This is a genomic window from Pseudomonas congelans, from assembly GCF_900103225.1.
Lineage (GTDB): Bacteria > Pseudomonadota > Gammaproteobacteria > Pseudomonadales > Pseudomonadaceae > Aquipseudomonas > Aquipseudomonas congelans.
The window spans coordinates 298489-315875 of sequence record NZ_FNJH01000006.1 but is presented as its reverse complement, the minus strand read 5'-3'; the positions used below and the strand labels follow the sequence as shown (position 1 = coordinate 315875).

General features: G+C 58.5%; 12 protein-coding genes. 7 read left to right on the top strand and 5 right to left on the bottom strand.

The features are described from left to right. Window positions 1–115: 115 nt before the first annotated feature. The 5 genes from kdgD to BLR20_RS20535 all read right to left on the bottom strand — a co-directional run bounded on the left by kdgD (window position 116) and on the right by BLR20_RS20535 (window position 5928). Window positions 116–1027 (bottom strand): 5-dehydro-4-deoxyglucarate dehydratase, encoded by a 912-nt coding sequence (kdgD, locus tag BLR20_RS20560; protein WP_004411794.1) that lies wholly within the window; start codon window positions 1025–1027, stop codon window positions 116–118. Between the two features lie 411 nt (window positions 1028–1438). Continuing rightward, window positions 1439–2188, bottom strand: a complete 750-nt coding sequence (locus BLR20_RS20555) for a FadR/GntR family transcriptional regulator (protein ID WP_003313750.1) — start codon at window positions 2186–2188, stop codon at window positions 1439–1441. 112 nt (window positions 2189–2300) lie between these two features. Further along, window positions 2301–4019, bottom strand: a complete 1719-nt coding sequence (locus BLR20_RS20550) for an ABC transporter ATP-binding protein/permease (protein WP_010436805.1) — start codon at window positions 4017–4019, stop codon at window positions 2301–2303. A gap of 89 nt (window positions 4020–4108) precedes the next feature. Continuing rightward, window positions 4109–4672, bottom strand: a complete 564-nt coding sequence (locus BLR20_RS20540; protein ID WP_003395104.1) for a response regulator transcription factor — start codon at window positions 4670–4672, stop codon at window positions 4109–4111. Continuing rightward, window positions 4669–5928: an ATP-binding protein gene (locus tag BLR20_RS20535; RefSeq protein ID WP_004416095.1), complete on the bottom strand. Its 1260-nt coding sequence runs from the start codon at window positions 5926–5928 to the stop codon at window positions 4669–4671. The genes BLR20_RS20540 and BLR20_RS20535 overlap by 4 nt, the downstream gene beginning before the upstream one ends. A gap of 192 nt (window positions 5929–6120) precedes the next feature. Here BLR20_RS20535 and BLR20_RS20530 point away from each other — a divergent pair, with 192 nt between their 5' ends. The 7 genes from BLR20_RS20530 (at window position 6121) to BLR20_RS20500 (ending at window position 17358) form a co-directional block, all read left to right on the top strand. Then, window positions 6121–6834: an SIMPL domain-containing protein gene (locus tag BLR20_RS20530; RefSeq protein WP_032615094.1), complete on the top strand. Its 714-nt coding sequence runs from the start codon at window positions 6121–6123 to the stop codon at window positions 6832–6834. A 209-nt stretch (window positions 6835–7043) separates the two neighbouring features. Beyond that, a complete protein-coding gene (locus BLR20_RS20525; RefSeq protein ID WP_054992773.1) occupies window positions 7044–8606 on the top strand; it encodes an HET-C-related protein in 1563 nt (520 codons plus the stop codon). Between the two features lie 96 nt (window positions 8607–8702). After that, window positions 8703–10310: an ABC transporter substrate-binding protein gene (locus tag BLR20_RS20520; protein ID WP_054992774.1), complete on the top strand. Its 1608-nt coding sequence runs from the start codon at window positions 8703–8705 to the stop codon at window positions 10308–10310. Window positions 10311–10567: 257 nt separating this feature from the next. Further along, window positions 10568–12196 (top strand): ABC transporter substrate-binding protein, encoded by a 1629-nt coding sequence (locus tag BLR20_RS20515; RefSeq protein WP_054992775.1) that lies wholly within the window; start codon window positions 10568–10570, stop codon window positions 12194–12196. A 320-nt stretch (window positions 12197–12516) separates the two neighbouring features. Then, window positions 12517–14109 carry an ABC transporter substrate-binding protein gene (locus tag BLR20_RS20510; protein WP_054992776.1) on the top strand — a complete coding sequence of 531 codons (1593 nt, stop codon included), beginning with the start codon at window positions 12517–12519 and terminating at the stop codon, window positions 14107–14109. 155 nt (window positions 14110–14264) lie between these two features. Then, entirely contained in the window at window positions 14265–15680 is a 1416-nt protein-coding gene (locus BLR20_RS20505; protein WP_054992777.1) for an OprD family porin, read from the top strand. Window positions 15681–15762: 82 nt separating this feature from the next. Continuing rightward, window positions 15763–17358 carry an ABC transporter substrate-binding protein gene (locus tag BLR20_RS20500; protein WP_032615089.1) on the top strand — a complete coding sequence of 532 codons (1596 nt, stop codon included), beginning with the start codon at window positions 15763–15765 and terminating at the stop codon, window positions 17356–17358. Window positions 17359–17387: the final 29 nt, after the last annotated feature.

Genomic DNA, 17387 nt, shown 5'->3' with positions numbered 1-17387 from the left:
GTGTAGCGTTACAGGCCCCTTGGCAGCGTCACGGCGACGACCTCTGCCACCTGTAAGGGTCATGCACTGCAACGAAAAAACCGCTGATTGCTCAGCGGCCTTGTCGTGGCAGGTGTTATTGCTTGCCTTGCTTGTCCATCAGAGCGGCGAGCATGTCGCACTCGTCTGACGTCAGATCGGTCAACGGCGCGCGCACCGGACCTGCGTCATAACCCGCGATCTTCGCGCCGGCCTTGACGATGCTCACGGCATAACCGGCCTTGCGGTTGCGGATTTCCAGGTAAGGCAGGAAGAAATCGTCGATGTACTTGCCGACCGCCTGGTGATCGTCGCGGGCGATGGCATGGTAGAAGTCCATCGCCAGTTTCGGTACGAAGTTGAACACTGCGGACGAGTAGACCGGTACGCCCAGCGCCTTGTAGGCAGCGGCATAGACTTCAGCGGTCGGCAGGCCGCCCAGGTACGAGAAACGGTCACCAAGACGGCGGCGGATCGAAACCATCAGTTCGATATCACCCAGGCCATCCTTGTAACCGATCAGGTTCGGGCAACGCTCGGCCAGTTGCTCGAGCAAGGTAGGTGTCAGGCGGCAGACGTTACGGTTGTAGACCACCACACCGATCTTCACCGATTTGCACACGGCTTCGACGTGGGCGGCAACGCCGTCCTGACTGGCTTCGGTCAGGTAGTGCGGCAGCAGCAGCAGACCCTTGGCGCCCAGACGCTCGGCTTCCTGAGCGTACTCGATGGCCTGACGAGTCGCACCGCCTACACCAGCGAGGATTGGCACGCTGGTGGCGCAGGTGTCGACGGCAGTCTTGATGATTTCGGAGTATTCGCTGGCAGCCAGGGAGAAGAACTCACCTGTGCCGCCCGCAGCGAACAGAGCGCTTGCGCCGTATGGGGCCAGCCACTCGAGACGTTTGATGTAGCCAGCGCGGTGGAAGTCGCCCTGGGCATTGAAATCGGTAACCGGGAAAGACAGCAGACCGGATGAGAGGATGGACTTCAGTTCTTGTGGATTCATTATTCGAACACCCTGGAGGACATAATTGTTAGAAGATCACCGGTCAGCGCCGATGTCGTAAGTCATCGTACAACTGATAATAAAATCACTCAACAGGGATTTTCGGGTTTTTTCAGAGGGAGAGGACGGGGTCCGGTTTTGACTTCTGCGCTGCCACACAGATCTGTGACGCGGAGCGTCACGACAGGCATTCCCACGCTGGAGCATGCGGAACGATGATCTCAACTATCGTGCGACGCTCCGCGTCCGCTACTGACTCCGCGGCGAGGCGTAGTAGATGTGACGAGGCGCATCACTCAGGGCAGCCCCACACAGGAGCGTGAAAAAATGGGTCTCAGGGAGAACACCTATCGTGCCCACGCTCCAGCGTGGGCATGCCGTTCTGGACGCTCTGCGTCCTCTTTTTAAGCCTCAAGCCCGCTGCGACTCAGCCTCTTCATGCGCATGACGCAGGCGTTCGCGGCTGTTGGTGAGGTGCAGGCGCATGGCGGCGCGTGCCGCATCGGAGTCCTGGCGGGCGATGGCGTCGAAGATTTCTTCGTGCTCGCGGCTCAGCCGATCCATGTAGTGCTGCTGGTCATCATGCGCCAGACGCGCCGAATTCAGCCGGGTGCGCGGAATGATGCTGGTGCCCAGGTGGGTCATGATGTCCGTGAAGTAGCGGTTGCCGGTCGACAAGGCAATCTGCAGATGGAACTGGAAATCCGACGCCACGGCATCGGTGGCGTGTGCCGCACTTTCATTGAGCGCATCCAGCGCCGAACGCATGGCTGCCAGTTGTTCATCACTGCGCCGCTGGGCTGCCAGGCCTGCCGACTCGACTTCAAGGCTGATGCGTAATTCGAGAATCGCCAGTACATCACGCAGGGTAACGATGGTCGCCGGGTCAATCCGGAAGCCACTGGGGCTCGGCGTGTCGAGCACGAAGGTGCCGATGCCGTGACGGGTCTCGACCAGACCGGAGGCCTGCAGACGCGAAATCGCCTCACGCACGACAGTCCTGCTGACGCCCTGCTCTTCCATGATTGCGGATTCGGTGGGCAGTTTGTCGCCGCGCTTGAGCTGACCGCTGCGAATACGCTCGGACAGCTCTGTCACCAGCTCCTGCGCGAGGCTGCGGTGTTTTCTGCGGGCGCGGGGCAGAGCGCTTTGATTTTCCATCCAACATCGATCTCTGGACTGCTAAACATGGGCTAATCATAGCTCAGCGGTTGTATGATCACACCCTCAAAAGCGCCGTGTCCCCTATAGCATCGGCCTCAAACGTTGCGGATCACGGTTGCTCGATCAATTTACCGCCCTCGACACGCACATGCCGGTCATGAAAGCGTTTGAGACTGCTGCGGTGCCCGACACTGATCAGCGTCAGGCCCGGCAGCCCGTCGATGACTGCGCGGTGCATGGCCGTCTCGTCATCTTCGTCCATGGCCGAGGTGGCCTCATCCACATACAGCCAGTTCGGCGCGACCAACAGGGCACGAGCGAACGCCACCCGCTGCTGCTCGCCCGGTGAGAGGAAACGCTGCCAGTGATTGCTTTCGTCAAGACGTGGTATCAGGTGCTCCAGCCGGCACTGCTCCAGTACCTCGGCAAAGCGCTGGGCCGGGTAATGTTCAGCGGGTTGTGGATAACTCATCGCCTCACGCAATGTACCGATGGGCAGGTAAGGTCGTTGCGGCAGAAACAGCGCGGTGCCGGTGGGCAAGCAAATCTGCCCCGCCCCCTCGGGCCAGAGACCGCCCAGCGCTCTCAGCAACGAGCTTTTGCCACTGCCCGAGCGACCGCTGAGCATCACCCGCTCTCCCGCGCCGACCTGCAGACTGGCCTCGCTCAGCAATTGACGCCCACCGGCGATGCTCAAGCCCAGATTGCGCAGGTCCAGCGTGTCGTTGGCGTGAACTCTTTCGATGGCCGGCTGCCGACCTTCATTGTCAGTCATGGCCTGGCGGAAGCTCAGCAGACGGTCGCTGGTGGCGCGCCATGACGCCAGCGTGCTATAGGCGCTGATGAACCAGCTGAAGTTCTCCTGCACGTTGCCGAATGCCGAGTTGATCTGCATCAGATCGCCCAGCTCGATCTTGCCGGCGAAATACCGTGGTGCGGCCACAATGAACGGAAAGATCAGCGCAATCTGCGAATAGCCCGAGGTGAAAAACGTCAGCCGCTTCTGGACCTGCATCGAGGCCCGGAAGTTATTCCAGATCATCATGAAACGCGCGCTCAAGCGCTGATTTTCATTGCGTTCGCCCTCGGACAAGGCAATGCTTTCGGCGTTTTCGCGTACACGCACCAGCGCGAAACGCAGGTCTGCCTCGAATCGCTCCTGCTGGTTGCTCAACGGGATCAGCCGCTTGCCGATCCAGTGTGTCAGCAGGCTGCCCACCAGCGCATAAAGCATGGCCGCCCAGAACATGTAGCCGGGAATGGTCACGCCGAACAGCTCGATACTGCCCGACACGCCCCAGAGAATCACCGAAAACGACACCAGACTGACCACCGCGCTCATCAGACCCAGCCCCAGGCTGAGGGTGCTGGTGGTGAACTCGTTGAGGTCTTCGGACAGACGCTGGTCAGGGTTATCGGTGTAACCACCCTGCTCCAGGTGGTAATAGTTTTTGTCGGCGAGCCAGCGCGCGAAGTGTTTTTCCGTCAGCCAGCGCCGCCAGCGGATGGTCAGCAACTGGGTCAGGTACAGGCGATAGACCGCCGCCAGAATGGCGATCGCGGCGATGCCGCTGAAGTACAGGATCAGGTGGGTGAACGCAGCCAGATCCTTGTTCTGCAGAGCGTTGTAGAAGTCTCGGTACCAGCTGTTGAAGAACACCGAGACCTGCACGCTGAACAGCGACAGCGCGATCACCGAGATCAGCAGCAGCCAGGCAGTAGCCTTTTCCTCACTGCGCCAGTATGGCGTTATCAGCTTCCAGACGCGGGATAGAAATGCTCCTTGCACAGTATCGTTGACGGCAGAATATTCAGCATTGCGATTCATGTGGTTCAGGCTCGCTCTCTTTGAACGTACGATGCCTGAGCACAATGAAGCAAAAAAACGCCTACACGATCACTATGAAAAAACCTTCATCAACGCCGCACGGGGCGCTTCTGCAACTTGCGCTGCAAGGTCCGGCGGTGCATCCCCAGCGCTCGCGCAGTCGCTGAAATATTGCCCTCGTGCTCGGTCAGCACGCGCTGGATATGCTCCCATTGCAAGCGATCCACCGACATCGGATTCTCGGGAACCAGCGTGTCGAGGTTGGCGTGCTCGGACAGCAGGGCCGCCAGTACGTCATCCGCGTCAGCCGGTTTGCACAGGTAGTTGCACGCGCCGCGCTTGATCGCTTCGACCGCCGTGGCAATGCTCGAATAACCGGTGAGAATCACCACGCGCATGTCCGGGTCCATTTCCAGCAGCTTGGGCAGCAGCACCAGACCGGAATCACCGTCCATCTTCAGATCCAGCGCGGCGTATTCGGGAATGTCCTGTTGCGCCAGAGCCAGCCCTTCTTCGGCCGAGCCGGCGGTGCTCACGCGAAAACCACGACGGCTCATGGCCCTCGCCATCACACGGGTGAACGTCGCGTCGTCATCGACCAGCAACAGGTGCGGCAGCTCTTCGCCTTCGACCTGGATATCATCGTCACTCATGCTTCTTCTCCTCGCGTATCTCGGGGCAGGCGCAGCTCGGTGAGCGTACCGCCTTCTTCATGACTGTAGAGCTTCACCGAGCCACCCGCACGGGTAACGCTGGCCTTGCTCAGGAACAGACCCAGGCCGAAACCTTTGCCCTTGGTAGTAAAGAACGGTTTGCCGATCTGTTCGGCAATCGCCAGCGGTACACCCGCGCCGTGGTCGCGAATGCTGATGCAGATTTCCGCACTGTCCCAGTCCAGATTGACCTCAAGGCCATCGGGGCAGGCATCGGCAGCGTTGTTGAGCAGGTTGAGCAGCGCCTGGGTCAGGTCCGGCGGCGGCGCCAGCATCGGCGCTTCGCCTTTGCCCAATTGATAGAAACGATAACTCACTTCCGGGCGCATCAGATGCCAGCGATTGAGGGACTCGTCCAGCCAGCGGGTGGCGGGCTGATATTCGACAGCCATGCGCCGGTTGGCTTCGGCGGCGCGCACCAGTTGCTGCAGGGTCTGCTTGCACTGCTTGACCTGCTCCTGCAGCACGGACAGGTCATCCTGCAGGGCAGGATCACTGTGATCCTGGCGCATCTCCTTGAGCAGCACGCTCATGGTTGCCAGCGGCGTTCCCAATTCATGGGCTGCCCCTGCGGCCTGGGTTGCGACGGCGAGCAATTGCTGATCACGCAGGCCTTCTTCGCGACGCTCGGCACGCAGTTGCTCCTGGCGGCGCAGCTCTTCGGCCATCTTCGCGGCAAAGAAGGTGATAACCGCCGCAGCCAGTGCAAAGCTCAGCCACATGCCGTAGATCTGCATGTTTTCCCGGGCGATGGAGTCGGTCTCCAGCGGGTAGGAGCGCACCATCAGCAAGGTGTACATGCTCAGCGCAAAGCCGGACAGAATCAGCGAGTAACGCCACGGCAGTGTCGCGGCGGCGATGGTCAGCGGTACCAGATAGTAGGAAACGAACGGGTTGGCCGAGCCACCCGAGTAATACAGCAGCGCACTGTGAATCAGCAGATCCAGCGCCAGCTGCAGCGCATATTCAAGCTCGGTGAGCGGCAGCGAGGTGCGCAGGCGGATGACCGTCAGCCCGCACAGCACCAGCGAGCATCCCAGAGTGATCGACAGTTGCAGCCACGGCAACGGCAGAAAGTCGAACAGCCAGGCCATACCGACCGAGCCAGCCTGCGCGGCCAGCACCAGAATACGGATGAATGTCAGGCGCCACAGGTTTTGCCGTGTGGCTGAAAGCATTTGAACGGGGGCGAGCATGAGCTCTCCTGATGAGTGCTCCAGGCGGATCGCAGCGAGTATAACCAAGCGGGAGGCAAAACTGAAAAAGTGCGTCAACGCACCGCACGCCAGAGCACTCGGTCATCGCAGGAACCGGACCAAAGCGCTACAGTCAGAACACTTTGCGCCGCCCGACAACTGTCGGAGGCCGTTTGATAACAAGGAGCTCTCATGTTCAACCTTCGCCCTGCCGCCACCCTCATCGCGCTGGCTGCTGCTTTGTCCAGCCTGCCCGCCATGGCTGAAGAAGCCCGTTACAACCAGATTTCATTGCGCGCCGAGGTCAATCAGGAGGTGCAGCGCGACCTGATGCTCGTCACGCTGTACACCGAAGCGCAGGACAGCGATCCGGCCAAACTGGCCGCGCAGATCACCGAGACTCTGAACAAGGCACTGGGTCAGGCGCGCCAGGTCAAGGACGTGAAGATTCGCCAGGGCAGCCGCAACAGCTACCCGGTCTACGACGATAAAGGCCAGAAGATCACCGGCTGGCGTGAACGCGCCGAACTGCGCCTGGAAAGTGCGGACTTTGCCGTACTGTCCAAGCTGACCGGCGAACTGCTGACCGACCTGAAAATGGGCGGCATGGACTTCTCCATCTCGCCATCGACGCGCAAGACCAGCGAAGACGCCCTGCTCAAGGATGCCGTGACTGCGTTCAAGGCTCGCGCACAACTGGTCACCGAAGCGCTGGGCGGCACAGGCTACAAGCTGGTCAACCTGAACCTGAACACCTCGGGCTACCCGCAACCGTATCTGCGTGCGCCGGTCATGATGATGGCCAAGTCCTCGCGTGAAGACGCAGCACCGACGCCCGATGTCGAGGCTGGCACCAGCCAGGTCAGCGTCGCGGCGGATGGCGTGATCGAAGTCGCGATTCCGTGATTCCCAAGGCGGCAGTTTCGACTGCCGCCGATTCTCACGCACATCTCCCCCCGCTCTCCTTGGGCCAGGCCTTCTCCTACATATCCCGGTGCGTTGCCTGATAGTCAGCGGCCGGGCTGCGCGTGAAACTTGTGCACTCATTTCACGCAGTGCTCCAGTCAGAATGACCAGGCTGCAGCACATCGACACTGACACTCAAGGAATCAAGGATGAATCCCCCAAACGGCGTGTCTCCACGCCATGCTGCCGCAATTGATCAAGCAGAGAATACGAACGGCGAACCGCTACCGAAGCCGGAGCGATTTGAAGCCGGCAACGGAGCAAAGAATAAACAGACTCACGGCTCCATCGAAACGGTTCTCGAATCTGCCGGCTTCAGGCATGACGAAATCCGGGCGATCTATTACGGTAACTGGCTGAGGGACTATTCACAGTTGCTCGATCCGAAGATCGTGCGTGCCACGACCATGCCGAAAAACTTCCCTGACCTGCTGTCCCGCGAAGCCCTGACCCGAATCGTGGATGTGCTGGCCGTCAAGGAGTTTACTGATCTGATGAAGATAGATCGCTCGCTTTTTATCGTCACGCCAGAGCGGCTGGGCGTTTATCGTCCCAGTGAACATATCGATAACCCCAAGACCATCAACCCCGACCCGGCCAATCCGAAAGATCGGGATGCCGATTTTGAAGACTGGGTGCTACCTGACGATCCGGCGTTAAAGGTCGATTACGATACGTCGATGAAGCGTTACATCCAGCGTTCGGCAGACATCATGACTGCCGGTCTGGAGATGGCTGAAAAAGCAGGTCCCGAGTCCACTGACGGCCTCAGGAACATGGGCGCGGCGCTGCACATACTCGAGGATTTCTTTGCCCACTCGAACTTCATCGAGCTAAGCCTGATCAAGCTCGGTTACACAAATGTGTTTCCCTGGACCTCGAAGGCAGACTGCAAGCATCAGCTACCGCTGGTCACCGGCATGTTCAGCAGCAGCGACATCGTCGCCAGTCTTGCGGAGCCGCTCGGCAAGATTCTGTTTTCCACAAAGGACCGACCGTTCGAACCCATCCGGGCGGGGGAGCGCTATGAACGCGACGAAATCATGCAGATTGTGCTCAGTGAACATCCTGATCCGCAAATGCTTGCGGCGTACGAAGCGTTCCTGGCTGCTCGCGACCAATGGGCCGAGCTGCCTTTTTCTGAACAGGTAGAGCGGTTCTCCGAATTCGTCGGGACGCCGGGAAGACTGATCAACAACGCTTTCAGTTTTACCATGCAAAGCATGACGACCTGGTTCGGCAACACCGTAGACGACTTGCAAACCCTGCTGGGCGATGATCCGAATACCAGCGGCTCTACCGACCCGACACACTCGCAACTGGCCAAGGATCACGCAGAACATCCACTGCATGCGTTGGCGGGGCTCGTTGCCAGAAAGGCGGTGCTTCAAGTGGGCCAGTCAATGTTGGGCCAGTGGCATGGCAAGGAACAAGCCGAACATCCGGCAACCGTAGCCGCACGATTTTTTACGCACCCCATGGACAGTGACTGGCAGGACAATACTGTTCGGGAATGGGCCGATGCTAATCCCGATCAGATCAGGGAGGCAGGCGCCAGGAGTGCGCTGGAGAAGGCTCAGAGCTACATACTGAAAACTGCGCTCGATGACGCGCAAAGGTTCCGTGAGGACAGCACGAGCTTGCTGTCCGTTTTCTCCGGCGGCGTCGGCCCCAATGTGTTTGGCCTGCTGGGCAGCATCCTGGGCAAGTAAGCGTATTGTCCGATCCCGACCAAGTACGGCACTATCCGTTGTCTACCTGATTGCCGACTTTCAAGCACGGTTACTGCCGTACCACGCGAGGGATCCATGGGACACACACTTTTCAAACCGCTGCTGCTGACTACCGCGCTGCTGGCCTGCGCGCCTTTGGCCCAGGCGGCAAGCACGCTGGTGTATTGCTCTGAAGCCAGCCCTGCCGGTTTCGACCCAAGCCAGTACACCAGCGGCACCGACTTCGATGCCTCGGCCGAAACCGTTTTCAACCGTCTGACCCAGTTCAAGCGTGGCGGTACGGAAGTGGAGCCGGGTCTGGCCACGCGCTGGGACGTTTCGCCGGATGGCCTGACTTACACCTTTCACCTGCGCGACGGCGTGAAATTCCATACCACGGACTATTTCACCCCGACTCGCACGTTCAACGCCGATGACGTGCTGTTCACGTTCAACCGCCTGCTCGATGCCAACCACCCGTTCCGCAAGGCGTATCCGTCCGAGTCGCCCTACTTCACCGACATGGGGCTGAACACCACGATCAAGAGCGTCGAGAAAGTCGACCCGCTGACAGTCAGGTTCACCCTGAACAACATCGATGCGGCCTTCGTGCAGAACCTGGCGATGAGCTTCGCGTCTATCCAGTCTGCCGAGTACGCAGACAAACTGCTCAAGGAAGGCAAGGCCGAGGACTTGAACCAGAAGCCCATCGGCACTGGCCCGTTCGTCTTCAAGCGCTACCAGAAAGATTCGCAGATCCGCTACGCCGGCAATACCGAGTACTGGAAGCCGGAGGATGTGAAGATCGACAACCTGATCTTCTCGATCAGCAGCGATGCCGCCGTACGTCTGCAGAAGCTCAAGGCCAACGAATGCCAGGTCAGCGGCTATCCGCGTCCGCAAGACATCGAGGAAATGAAAAAGGACCCGAAACTCAAGGTCCTCAGCCAGCCGGGCTTCAACCTGGGCTTTCTGGCCTACAACGTCACGCATCCGCCGCTGGACCAGCTCAAGGTCCGTCAGGCGCTGGACATGGCCATCGACAAGCCGGCGATCATCAAGGCGGTTTATCAGAGCGCAGGCCAGCAGGCAGAAAATGCCCTGCCCCCTGGTCAGTGGAGCTTCGACCCGACCATCAAGGACGCCCCGCACGACCTGACCAAAGCCAAACAACTGCTCAAGGAAGCAGGTGTAGCACCGGGTACCAAAATCGATCTGTGGGCCATGACCGTCCAGCGCGCATCGAACCCCAATGCACGCATGTCGGCACAGATGATCCAGTCCGACTGGGAGAAAATCGGTATCAAGGCCAACATCGTCAGCTATGAATGGGGCGAATACATCAAGCGCGCCAAGGCTGGCGAACATGACGCGATGATCTACGGCTGGACCGGTGACAACGGCGACCCTGACAACTGGCTCGGCGTGCTTTACAGCTGCGCAGCCGTCAAAGGCAGCAACTACGCCAAATGGTGTGACCCGGCTTACGACAAGCTGGTGCAGAAGGCCAAGCTGACCAGCAACCGCGATGAGCGCATCAAGCTATATCAGCAAGCTCAGCACATTCTCAAGCAGCAGGTGCCGATCACCCCGATTGCCAACTCCAAGGTGTTTCAGCCAATGCGCCAGGAAGTGCAGGACTTCAAGATCAGTCCCTTCGGCCTGACACCCTTTTATGGTGTCAGTCTGGGAACAGTGAAGTAACAACACAGCGCCAACCGGGTGCATTTTTCTCACCCGGTTGCACCTTAATAGTGCGCTAAACGATCGAAAAAACGTCGCGCAAACGATCAACTCTCAAGAAAGTTACACTTTCGCGACATTCCTGTACGATCGTGCCACTCTTTGTCGCTTCTTTCGCCTCACTGTCTTGCTTTGGGTATGGCCCCTGCATAAGTATCGGACGGATCGGCTCATGAGGTCGTTCCCTCTAATCAAAAATGACAACAACTGAGGCAACCATGCTCAAACACGCGGTCATTCCGTTTCTGATCGGCGCCAGCTTGCTCGCCAGCGCACCTTTCGCTCACGCTGCATCGAATCTGGTGTTCTGCTCCGAGGGCAGCCCTGCAGGCTTCGATCCAGGTCAATACACCACAGGTACTGACTTCGACGCCTCGGCAGAGACCATCTTCAACCGCCTGAGTCAGTTTGAGCGCGGCGGCACCGCCGTAGTGCCGGGTTTGGCAACCAAATGGGACATCTCCGACGATGGCCTGACGTACACCTTTCACCTCCGCGAAGGCGTCAAGTTCCACACCACGCCCTACTTCAAGCCGACCCGTGAATTCAATGCCGATGACGTGCTGTTCACGTTCAATCGCATGATCGACAAGGACATGCCTTACCGCAAAGCGTATCCGACCGAATTCCCGTACTTCACTGATATGGCGATGGACACCAACATCACCAAAATCGAGAAGATCGACGACCACACCGTCAAGTTCGTTCTGGGCAAGGTCGACGCCGCGTTCATCCAGAACATGGCGATGAGCTTCGCGTCCATCCAGTCCGCAGAGTATGCCGCCAAGCTGCTCAAGGAAGGCAAGCCGGAACTGATCAACCAGCAGCCGATCGGCACTGGACCGTTCGTGTTCAAGAGCTACCAGAAAGACTCCAACATTCGTTACACCGGCAACAAGGACTACTGGAAGCCTGAGGACGTCAAGGTCGATAATCTGATCTTCGCCATCACCACCGATGCCTCGGTGCGCATGCAGAAGCTCAAGAAAAACGAATGCCAGATCACCGCTTACCCGCGTCCTGCCGACCTCGAACCCCTCAAGGCCGACAAGAATCTGAAGATGCCTGATCAGGCAGGCTTCAACCTGGGTTACATCGCTTACAACGTGATGGACAAGATCAAGGGCGAAGACCGTCCGAACCCGCTGGCTCAGTTGAAAGTGCGTCAGGCGCTGGACATGGCGGTCAACAAGCAGCAGATCATCGACTCGGTCTACCAGGGTGCAGGTCAATTGGCGGTCAACGCCATGCCGCCGACCCAGTGGTCCTATGACACCACCATCAAGGACGCCAAGTACGATCCCGAGAAAGCTCGCGCGCTGCTCAAGGAAGCCGGCATCAAGGAAGGCACCGAAATCACCCTGTGGGCGATGCCGGTTCAGCGTCCTTACAACCCCAACGCCAAACTGATGGCCGAGATGCTCCAGTCCGACTGGAAGAAGATCGGTATCAACGCCAAGATTGTCAGCTACGAATGGGGCGAGTACATCAAGCGCGCCAAGAATGGCGAGAACGGCGCCATGCTGATTGGCTGGAGCGGTGACAATGGTGACCCGGACAACTGGCTCGGCACCCTGTTCGGCTGCGACGCCCTGAATGGCAACAACTTTGCCAAATGGTGCGACAAGCCGTTCGACACGCTGATCCACAAGGCCAAGGAAACGTCCGATCAGGCCGAGCGCACCAAACTGTACAAGCAGGCGCAACACCTCCTGAAAGACGCCGTGCCAATGACGCCTATTGCGCACTCGACGGTCTATCAACCCATGCGCACCAGCGTGCAGGACTTCAAGATCAGCCCGTTTGGCTTGAACTCCTTTTACGGTGTGAGCGTGAGCGGCAAGTAAAAGCGACTGTTTGCTGCGCCGCTCACCCGGCGCAGCAAACCGCTCTACTTGAAAATGAGCCCCGGGCGATGGGTTGAAAAAGTGCCGATAACGGCATTCTTCTACTATCACCAAGATATTTCCTACGAGCTTTGCAGCCTTCGAGCCTATATACCGCGTGCCTCTGACGACTTACCGTCGAAGGGCAGCGGCAACGGGCAGGAAGCCCGCCGCTTCGTGTCCAGGTGCACCGGGCATGTCGTTCGAAGTTGCGTGGGGCGACGCTTTTGCGCCAGTTAGACATTCGAGCCTCGGCTCATCCTTTGAGGATAGGGATCATCATGCGTAAAACTCTTGCGATGACGTCGTGCCTGGGACTGTTGGCACTGGCCCCGTTTGCCCAGGCGGCAAGCAATCTGGTGTTCTGCTCTGAAGCGAGTCCGGCTGGCTTCGACGGTGCGCAATACACCTCCTCTACTGATAACGATGCATCCGAGCCGATCTACAATCGACTCACCGAATTCAAGCAGGGCGATACCACCGTGGTTCCAGCACTGGCAACTTCCTGGGACATCTCGGAAGACGGTCTGGTCTACACGTTTCACCTGCGCGAGGGTGTGAAGTTCCACAGCAACAAGAACTTCAAGCCCAGCCGTAACTTCAACGCCGACGACGTGCTGTTCACCTTCAATCGCATGCTCAAGCCCGATCATCCGTTCCGTGTCGCCTACCCGACCGAGTTCCCCTACTTCACCAGTATGGGCCTGAACAAGAAGATCAAGTCCGTCGAGAAGACCGACCCGCTGACCGTCGTGTTCACCCTCAATACGGTCGATGCGGCATTCATCCAGAACATCGCGATGAACTTCGCCGGCATCCTCTCCGCCGAGTACGCCGAACAGCTGATGGCCAAGGGTGATGTGCGCGACATCAACCAGCAGCCTATCGGTACAGGTCCTTTCGTGTTTCAGCGCTATCAGAAGGATTCGCAGATTCGCTACAAGGGCAACAAGGAGTTCTGGGACCCGAGCCGGGTAAAAATCGACCAGTTGATCTTCGCCATCGTGACCGACGCCTCTGCGCGCATGCAAAAGCTCAAGGCCAACGAGTGCCAGGTCTCGGTCAACCCGCGTCCGGCAGACCTCGCCAGCCTCAAGGCAGACAAAAGCCTGCAGATCATCGAGAAGCCAGGCTTCAACCTCGGCTATATCTCCTACAACGTGCGCCACGAACCGTTGGGCAAGCTGGAAGTGCGTCAGGCGCTGGACATGGCCGTCAACAAGAAGGCGATCATCAACGCGGTTTACCAGGGCGCGGGGCAACTGGCAGTCAACGCCATGCCACCGACCCAGTGGTCCTATGACGACAGCATCAAGGACGCGCCCTATGACCCGGAAAAAGCCAAGGCCCTGTTGCGCGCTGCGGGCGTCAAGGAAGGCACCGAACTGACCCTCTGGGCCATGCCGGTTCAGCGACCTTACAACCCCAACGCCAAGCTGATGGCCGAAATGCTTCAGGCCGACTGGGCCAAGGTCGGCATCAAGGTCAAAATCGTCAGTTACGAATGGGGCGAATACCTCAAACGCACCAAAAATGGCGAGCACGATATCTCGCTGATCGGCTGGACTGGCGACAACGGTGACCCGGACAACTGGCTGGGCACGCTTTACAGCTGCGCCGCGATTGGCGGTAACAACTATTCGATGTGGTGCGACGAAAAATACGACCACCTGGTCAAGGCAGCCGTTGCAACCGCTGACCGTGCGGAGCGTACCGACCTGTACAAGCAGGCGCAGCGCTACCTCAAGGAGCAGGTGCCAATCACACCGATTGCCCACTCGACCGTCAATCAGCCATTGCGCGCCGAGGTCAGGGACTTCCACGTCAGCCCGTTCGGTCGCAACAACTTTTCAGGCGTCAGCATCGTCGATTGATCGAAAACTCCGCACGCCCTCGCCGTCTTGTGTCACGGCGAGAGCGGGCACTTGCGCGTCGATACCTATAACAACGCAGGACCCAAAGTCCTGCACCACCAAAAGCCAGGCTCAAAAAACTGGCATATAAAAAAGTGATAAGGGAGCTGCACATCGTGAAAACAACCAGCACTGCGTTATTGGCATTGTCTCTCTCATCGTTCGGCGCACTGGTTCAGGCTGAACCGGCAAGCCAGACGTTCATACCGACCGAGCTGAGTTCAAAGAATGCCCAGGCCGACGCCAACGGGTTTATCGAAGATCAACACCTGACCGGCACGACCCGTAACTGGTACGCCAATGAACTCAAGCGTCGCGGCGAAGTGTTCCGCTACAACGACAACGGCACTGCCGAGCAGACCTCGCGTCGCATCAACTGGCAGCAGGGCACCATCGTCAACTACACCTCGGGTTATACCCAGGGCGTTGTAGGTTTCTCCACCGAACTGGCGCTGTACAACGCCATTGCACTGGACCGTGACACCGATGACTTTGCAGGCAACTCCAACCGTACCCTGGCACACAGCGACGGCGATGCAGTCGGTCAGTGGAGCAAGATGGGTCTGGGCAACGTCAAGGCGCGGGTCTCCAACACGGTCCTGACCATGGGTCGCCAATCGGTGAACACCCCGGTTATCGCCTTCATCGGCAACCGCGCACTGCCCTCCAGCTTCCAGGGTGTTGCCGTACAGAGCGATGAGCTGAATAACCTGTCCTTTCAAGCCGGTAGTTTCGACCGTGTATCGCCACGTATGGAACAGAGCCTGGACAAGTTCCGCTCCGAGTACGGTGATCGCAGCCAGACCGCCGACCGTCTGGACATGTTCGGTGCCGACTACAAGCCGACCGACAGCCTGACCACCAGCTTCTATGCATCGAATCTGGAAGATTTCTGGCACCAGTACTACTTCGGTTTCACCCACGAACTGGGTGACAGCAAGGCACTGGCGCTCAGCACCAACCTGAACTACTACAAGACCAAGGACTCCGGTCAAAGCAAACAAGGCCCGATCGACAACGATACCTACAGCCTGTCCTTCACCGGTACGCATAACGCTCACAGCGTCAGCCTTGCCTATCAGCAAGTGTCTGGCGATGAGTACTTCGACTATGCGCACGACACCAACGCGATCTTCCTGGCCAACTCCCTGCTCTCGGACTTCAACGGTCCGAACGAGAAGTCCCTGCAGATCGCCTACGTTCTGAACATGGCCGAATACGGCGTGCCGGGCCTGAAATTCAACATCTACCAGGCACGTGGCTGGGACATCGACGGCACCAAATACAAAGGCAACGTCTATGGCGACGTCCAGACAATCAATGGCGTTCGTACAGCGAGCGGCGTAAACGCAATGGACGGCGAGACTCACTACGAATACGGTATCGGTACGTCGTACTCCGTGCAGTCCGGCCCGCTCAAGGCCACTGCCATCCGCGCCACCTACACCACTCACCGCGCCAGCGAGAATCAGGCTGATGGCAACATCAACGAATTCCGTCTGGTGACCACTGTTCCATTCAACATTCTTTGATTCGCTGAAAACCGTTCGGACGCAAGGCTACAGCCTTGCGTCCGAACATCACCATCGGCGTCAACTCTATGGAGGGTTCACAATGAAACTGTTATCGCTACGCAACTCGATCGCCCTGGCCCTGCTCAGCGTCGCCGTCAGTGTTTCGGCAAAACCCCTGGTGGTCTGCACCGAAGCCAGCCCCGAAGGCTTCGACATGGTGCAATACACGACAGCAGTGACGGCCGATGCCGTGGCTGAAACCGTATTCAACCGTCTCGCGGATTTCAAACCCGGCACCACGGAAGTGATTCCTGCGCTGGCTGACTCCTGGGACATCAGCGACGACGGCCTGACGTACACCTTCCACCTGCGTAAAGGCGTCAAATTCCACACCACCGATTACTTCAAACCGACCCGCGACATGAACGCCGATGATGTGCTCTGGAGTTTTCAGCGCCAGCTGGACCCGAAGCACCCGTGGCATGACAAATCGAGCGTCGGTTTCCCCTACTTTGAAAGCATGGGCTTCAAAGAGCTGCTGAAAAGCGTCGAGAAAACTGACGACTACACCGTCAAGTTCACCCTGACCCGCCGCGAAGCGCCATTCCTGGCCGACCTCGCGATGGCTTTTGCTTCGATCTATCCGGCTGAATACGCCGACCAACTGTTGAAAGCCAACAAGACCGGCGACCTCAACAGCAAGCCAATCGGCACCGGCCCCTTCATCTTCCAGCGCTACGCCAAGGATGCGCAGGTACGCTTCAAGGCCAACCCGGACTACTTCCGCGGCAAGCCGCCTGCCGATGCCCTGATTCTGGCCATCGCCACCGACAACAACGTGCGCCTGCAGAAGCTCAAGGCCAACGAATGTCAGATCGCGCTGTATCCGAAGCCTGACGACGTGCCAAGCATCAAGAAAGATCCGAATCTGAAAATCGATGAGCTGGAGGCAATGACCACGGGCTACATCGCGATCAACACGACCCACAAGTATTTGAGCGACGTGCGGGTCCGCAAAGCCATTGACATGACATTCGACAAGAACGCTTATGTCAACGCGGTGTTCGGCAAGGGCAATGCGCTGGTAGCGGTCAACCCGTATCCGCCGACCCTGCTGGGTTACAACAACAGCCTGAAGAACCCGCCGATCGACCTCGACAAGGCACGCGCCCTGCTGAAGGAAGCCGGTGTGCCGGAAGGCACCACGTTTACCCTGTTCACCCGCAACGGCGGTGGCCCGACCAACCCCAACCCGATGCTCGGCGCGCAAATGATGCAATCCGACCTGGCGAAGATCGGCATCAAGATCGATATTCGCGTCATGGAATGGGGTGAAATGCTCAAACGAGCCAAGAATGGCGAACATGACATGGTGTCTGCCGGCTGGGCAGGCGACAATGGCGACCCTGATAACTTCCTGACTCCGATGCTGAGCTGTGAAGCGGCGAAAAACGGCGAGAACTACGCCCGCTGGTGCAACGCCGATTTCCAGAAGCTGATCGATCAGGCGCGTGAAACAGTGAACCCGCAGGAACGCGCTGCGCTCTATGAACAGGCACAGGCAATATTCAACAAGGATCAGCCGTGGATCAGCATGGCTCACACCAGAATGTTCACGGCCATGCGTAAAAATGTGGAGGGCTACCAAATCAGCCCGCTCACAACCAACAACTTCGCCACTACCCAGGTGAAGTAGAAAAATAATCCGGCGAGCTCATAACCCGA

Bases quoted from the DNA above. Each gene is read 5' to 3' on its own strand.
- kdgD (WP_004411794.1), bottom strand. From the start codon at position 1,027: ATGAATCCACAAGAACTGAAGTCCATCCTCTCATCCGGTCTGCTGTCT.
- BLR20_RS20555 (WP_003313750.1), bottom strand. From the start codon at position 2,188: ATGGAAAATCAAAGCGCTCTGCCCCGCGCCCGCAGAAAACACCGCAGC.
- BLR20_RS20550 (WP_010436805.1), bottom strand. From the start codon at position 4,019: ATGAATCGCAATGCTGAATATTCTGCCGTCAACGATACTGTGCAAGGA.
- BLR20_RS20540 (WP_003395104.1), bottom strand. From the start codon at position 4,672: ATGAGTGACGATGATATCCAGGTCGAAGGCGAAGAGCTGCCGCACCTG.
- BLR20_RS20535 (WP_004416095.1), bottom strand. From the start codon at position 5,928: ATGCTCGCCCCCGTTCAAATGCTTTCAGCCACACGGCAAAACCTGTGG.
- BLR20_RS20530 (WP_032615094.1), top strand. From the start codon at position 6,121: ATGTTCAACCTTCGCCCTGCCGCCACCCTCATCGCGCTGGCTGCTGCT.
- BLR20_RS20525 (WP_054992773.1), top strand. From the start codon at position 7,044: ATGAATCCCCCAAACGGCGTGTCTCCACGCCATGCTGCCGCAATTGAT.
- BLR20_RS20520 (WP_054992774.1), top strand. From the start codon at position 8,703: ATGGGACACACACTTTTCAAACCGCTGCTGCTGACTACCGCGCTGCTG.
- BLR20_RS20515 (WP_054992775.1), top strand. From the start codon at position 10,568: ATGCTCAAACACGCGGTCATTCCGTTTCTGATCGGCGCCAGCTTGCTC.
- BLR20_RS20510 (WP_054992776.1), top strand. From the start codon at position 12,517: ATGCGTAAAACTCTTGCGATGACGTCGTGCCTGGGACTGTTGGCACTG.
- BLR20_RS20500 (WP_032615089.1), top strand. From the start codon at position 15,763: ATGAAACTGTTATCGCTACGCAACTCGATCGCCCTGGCCCTGCTCAGC.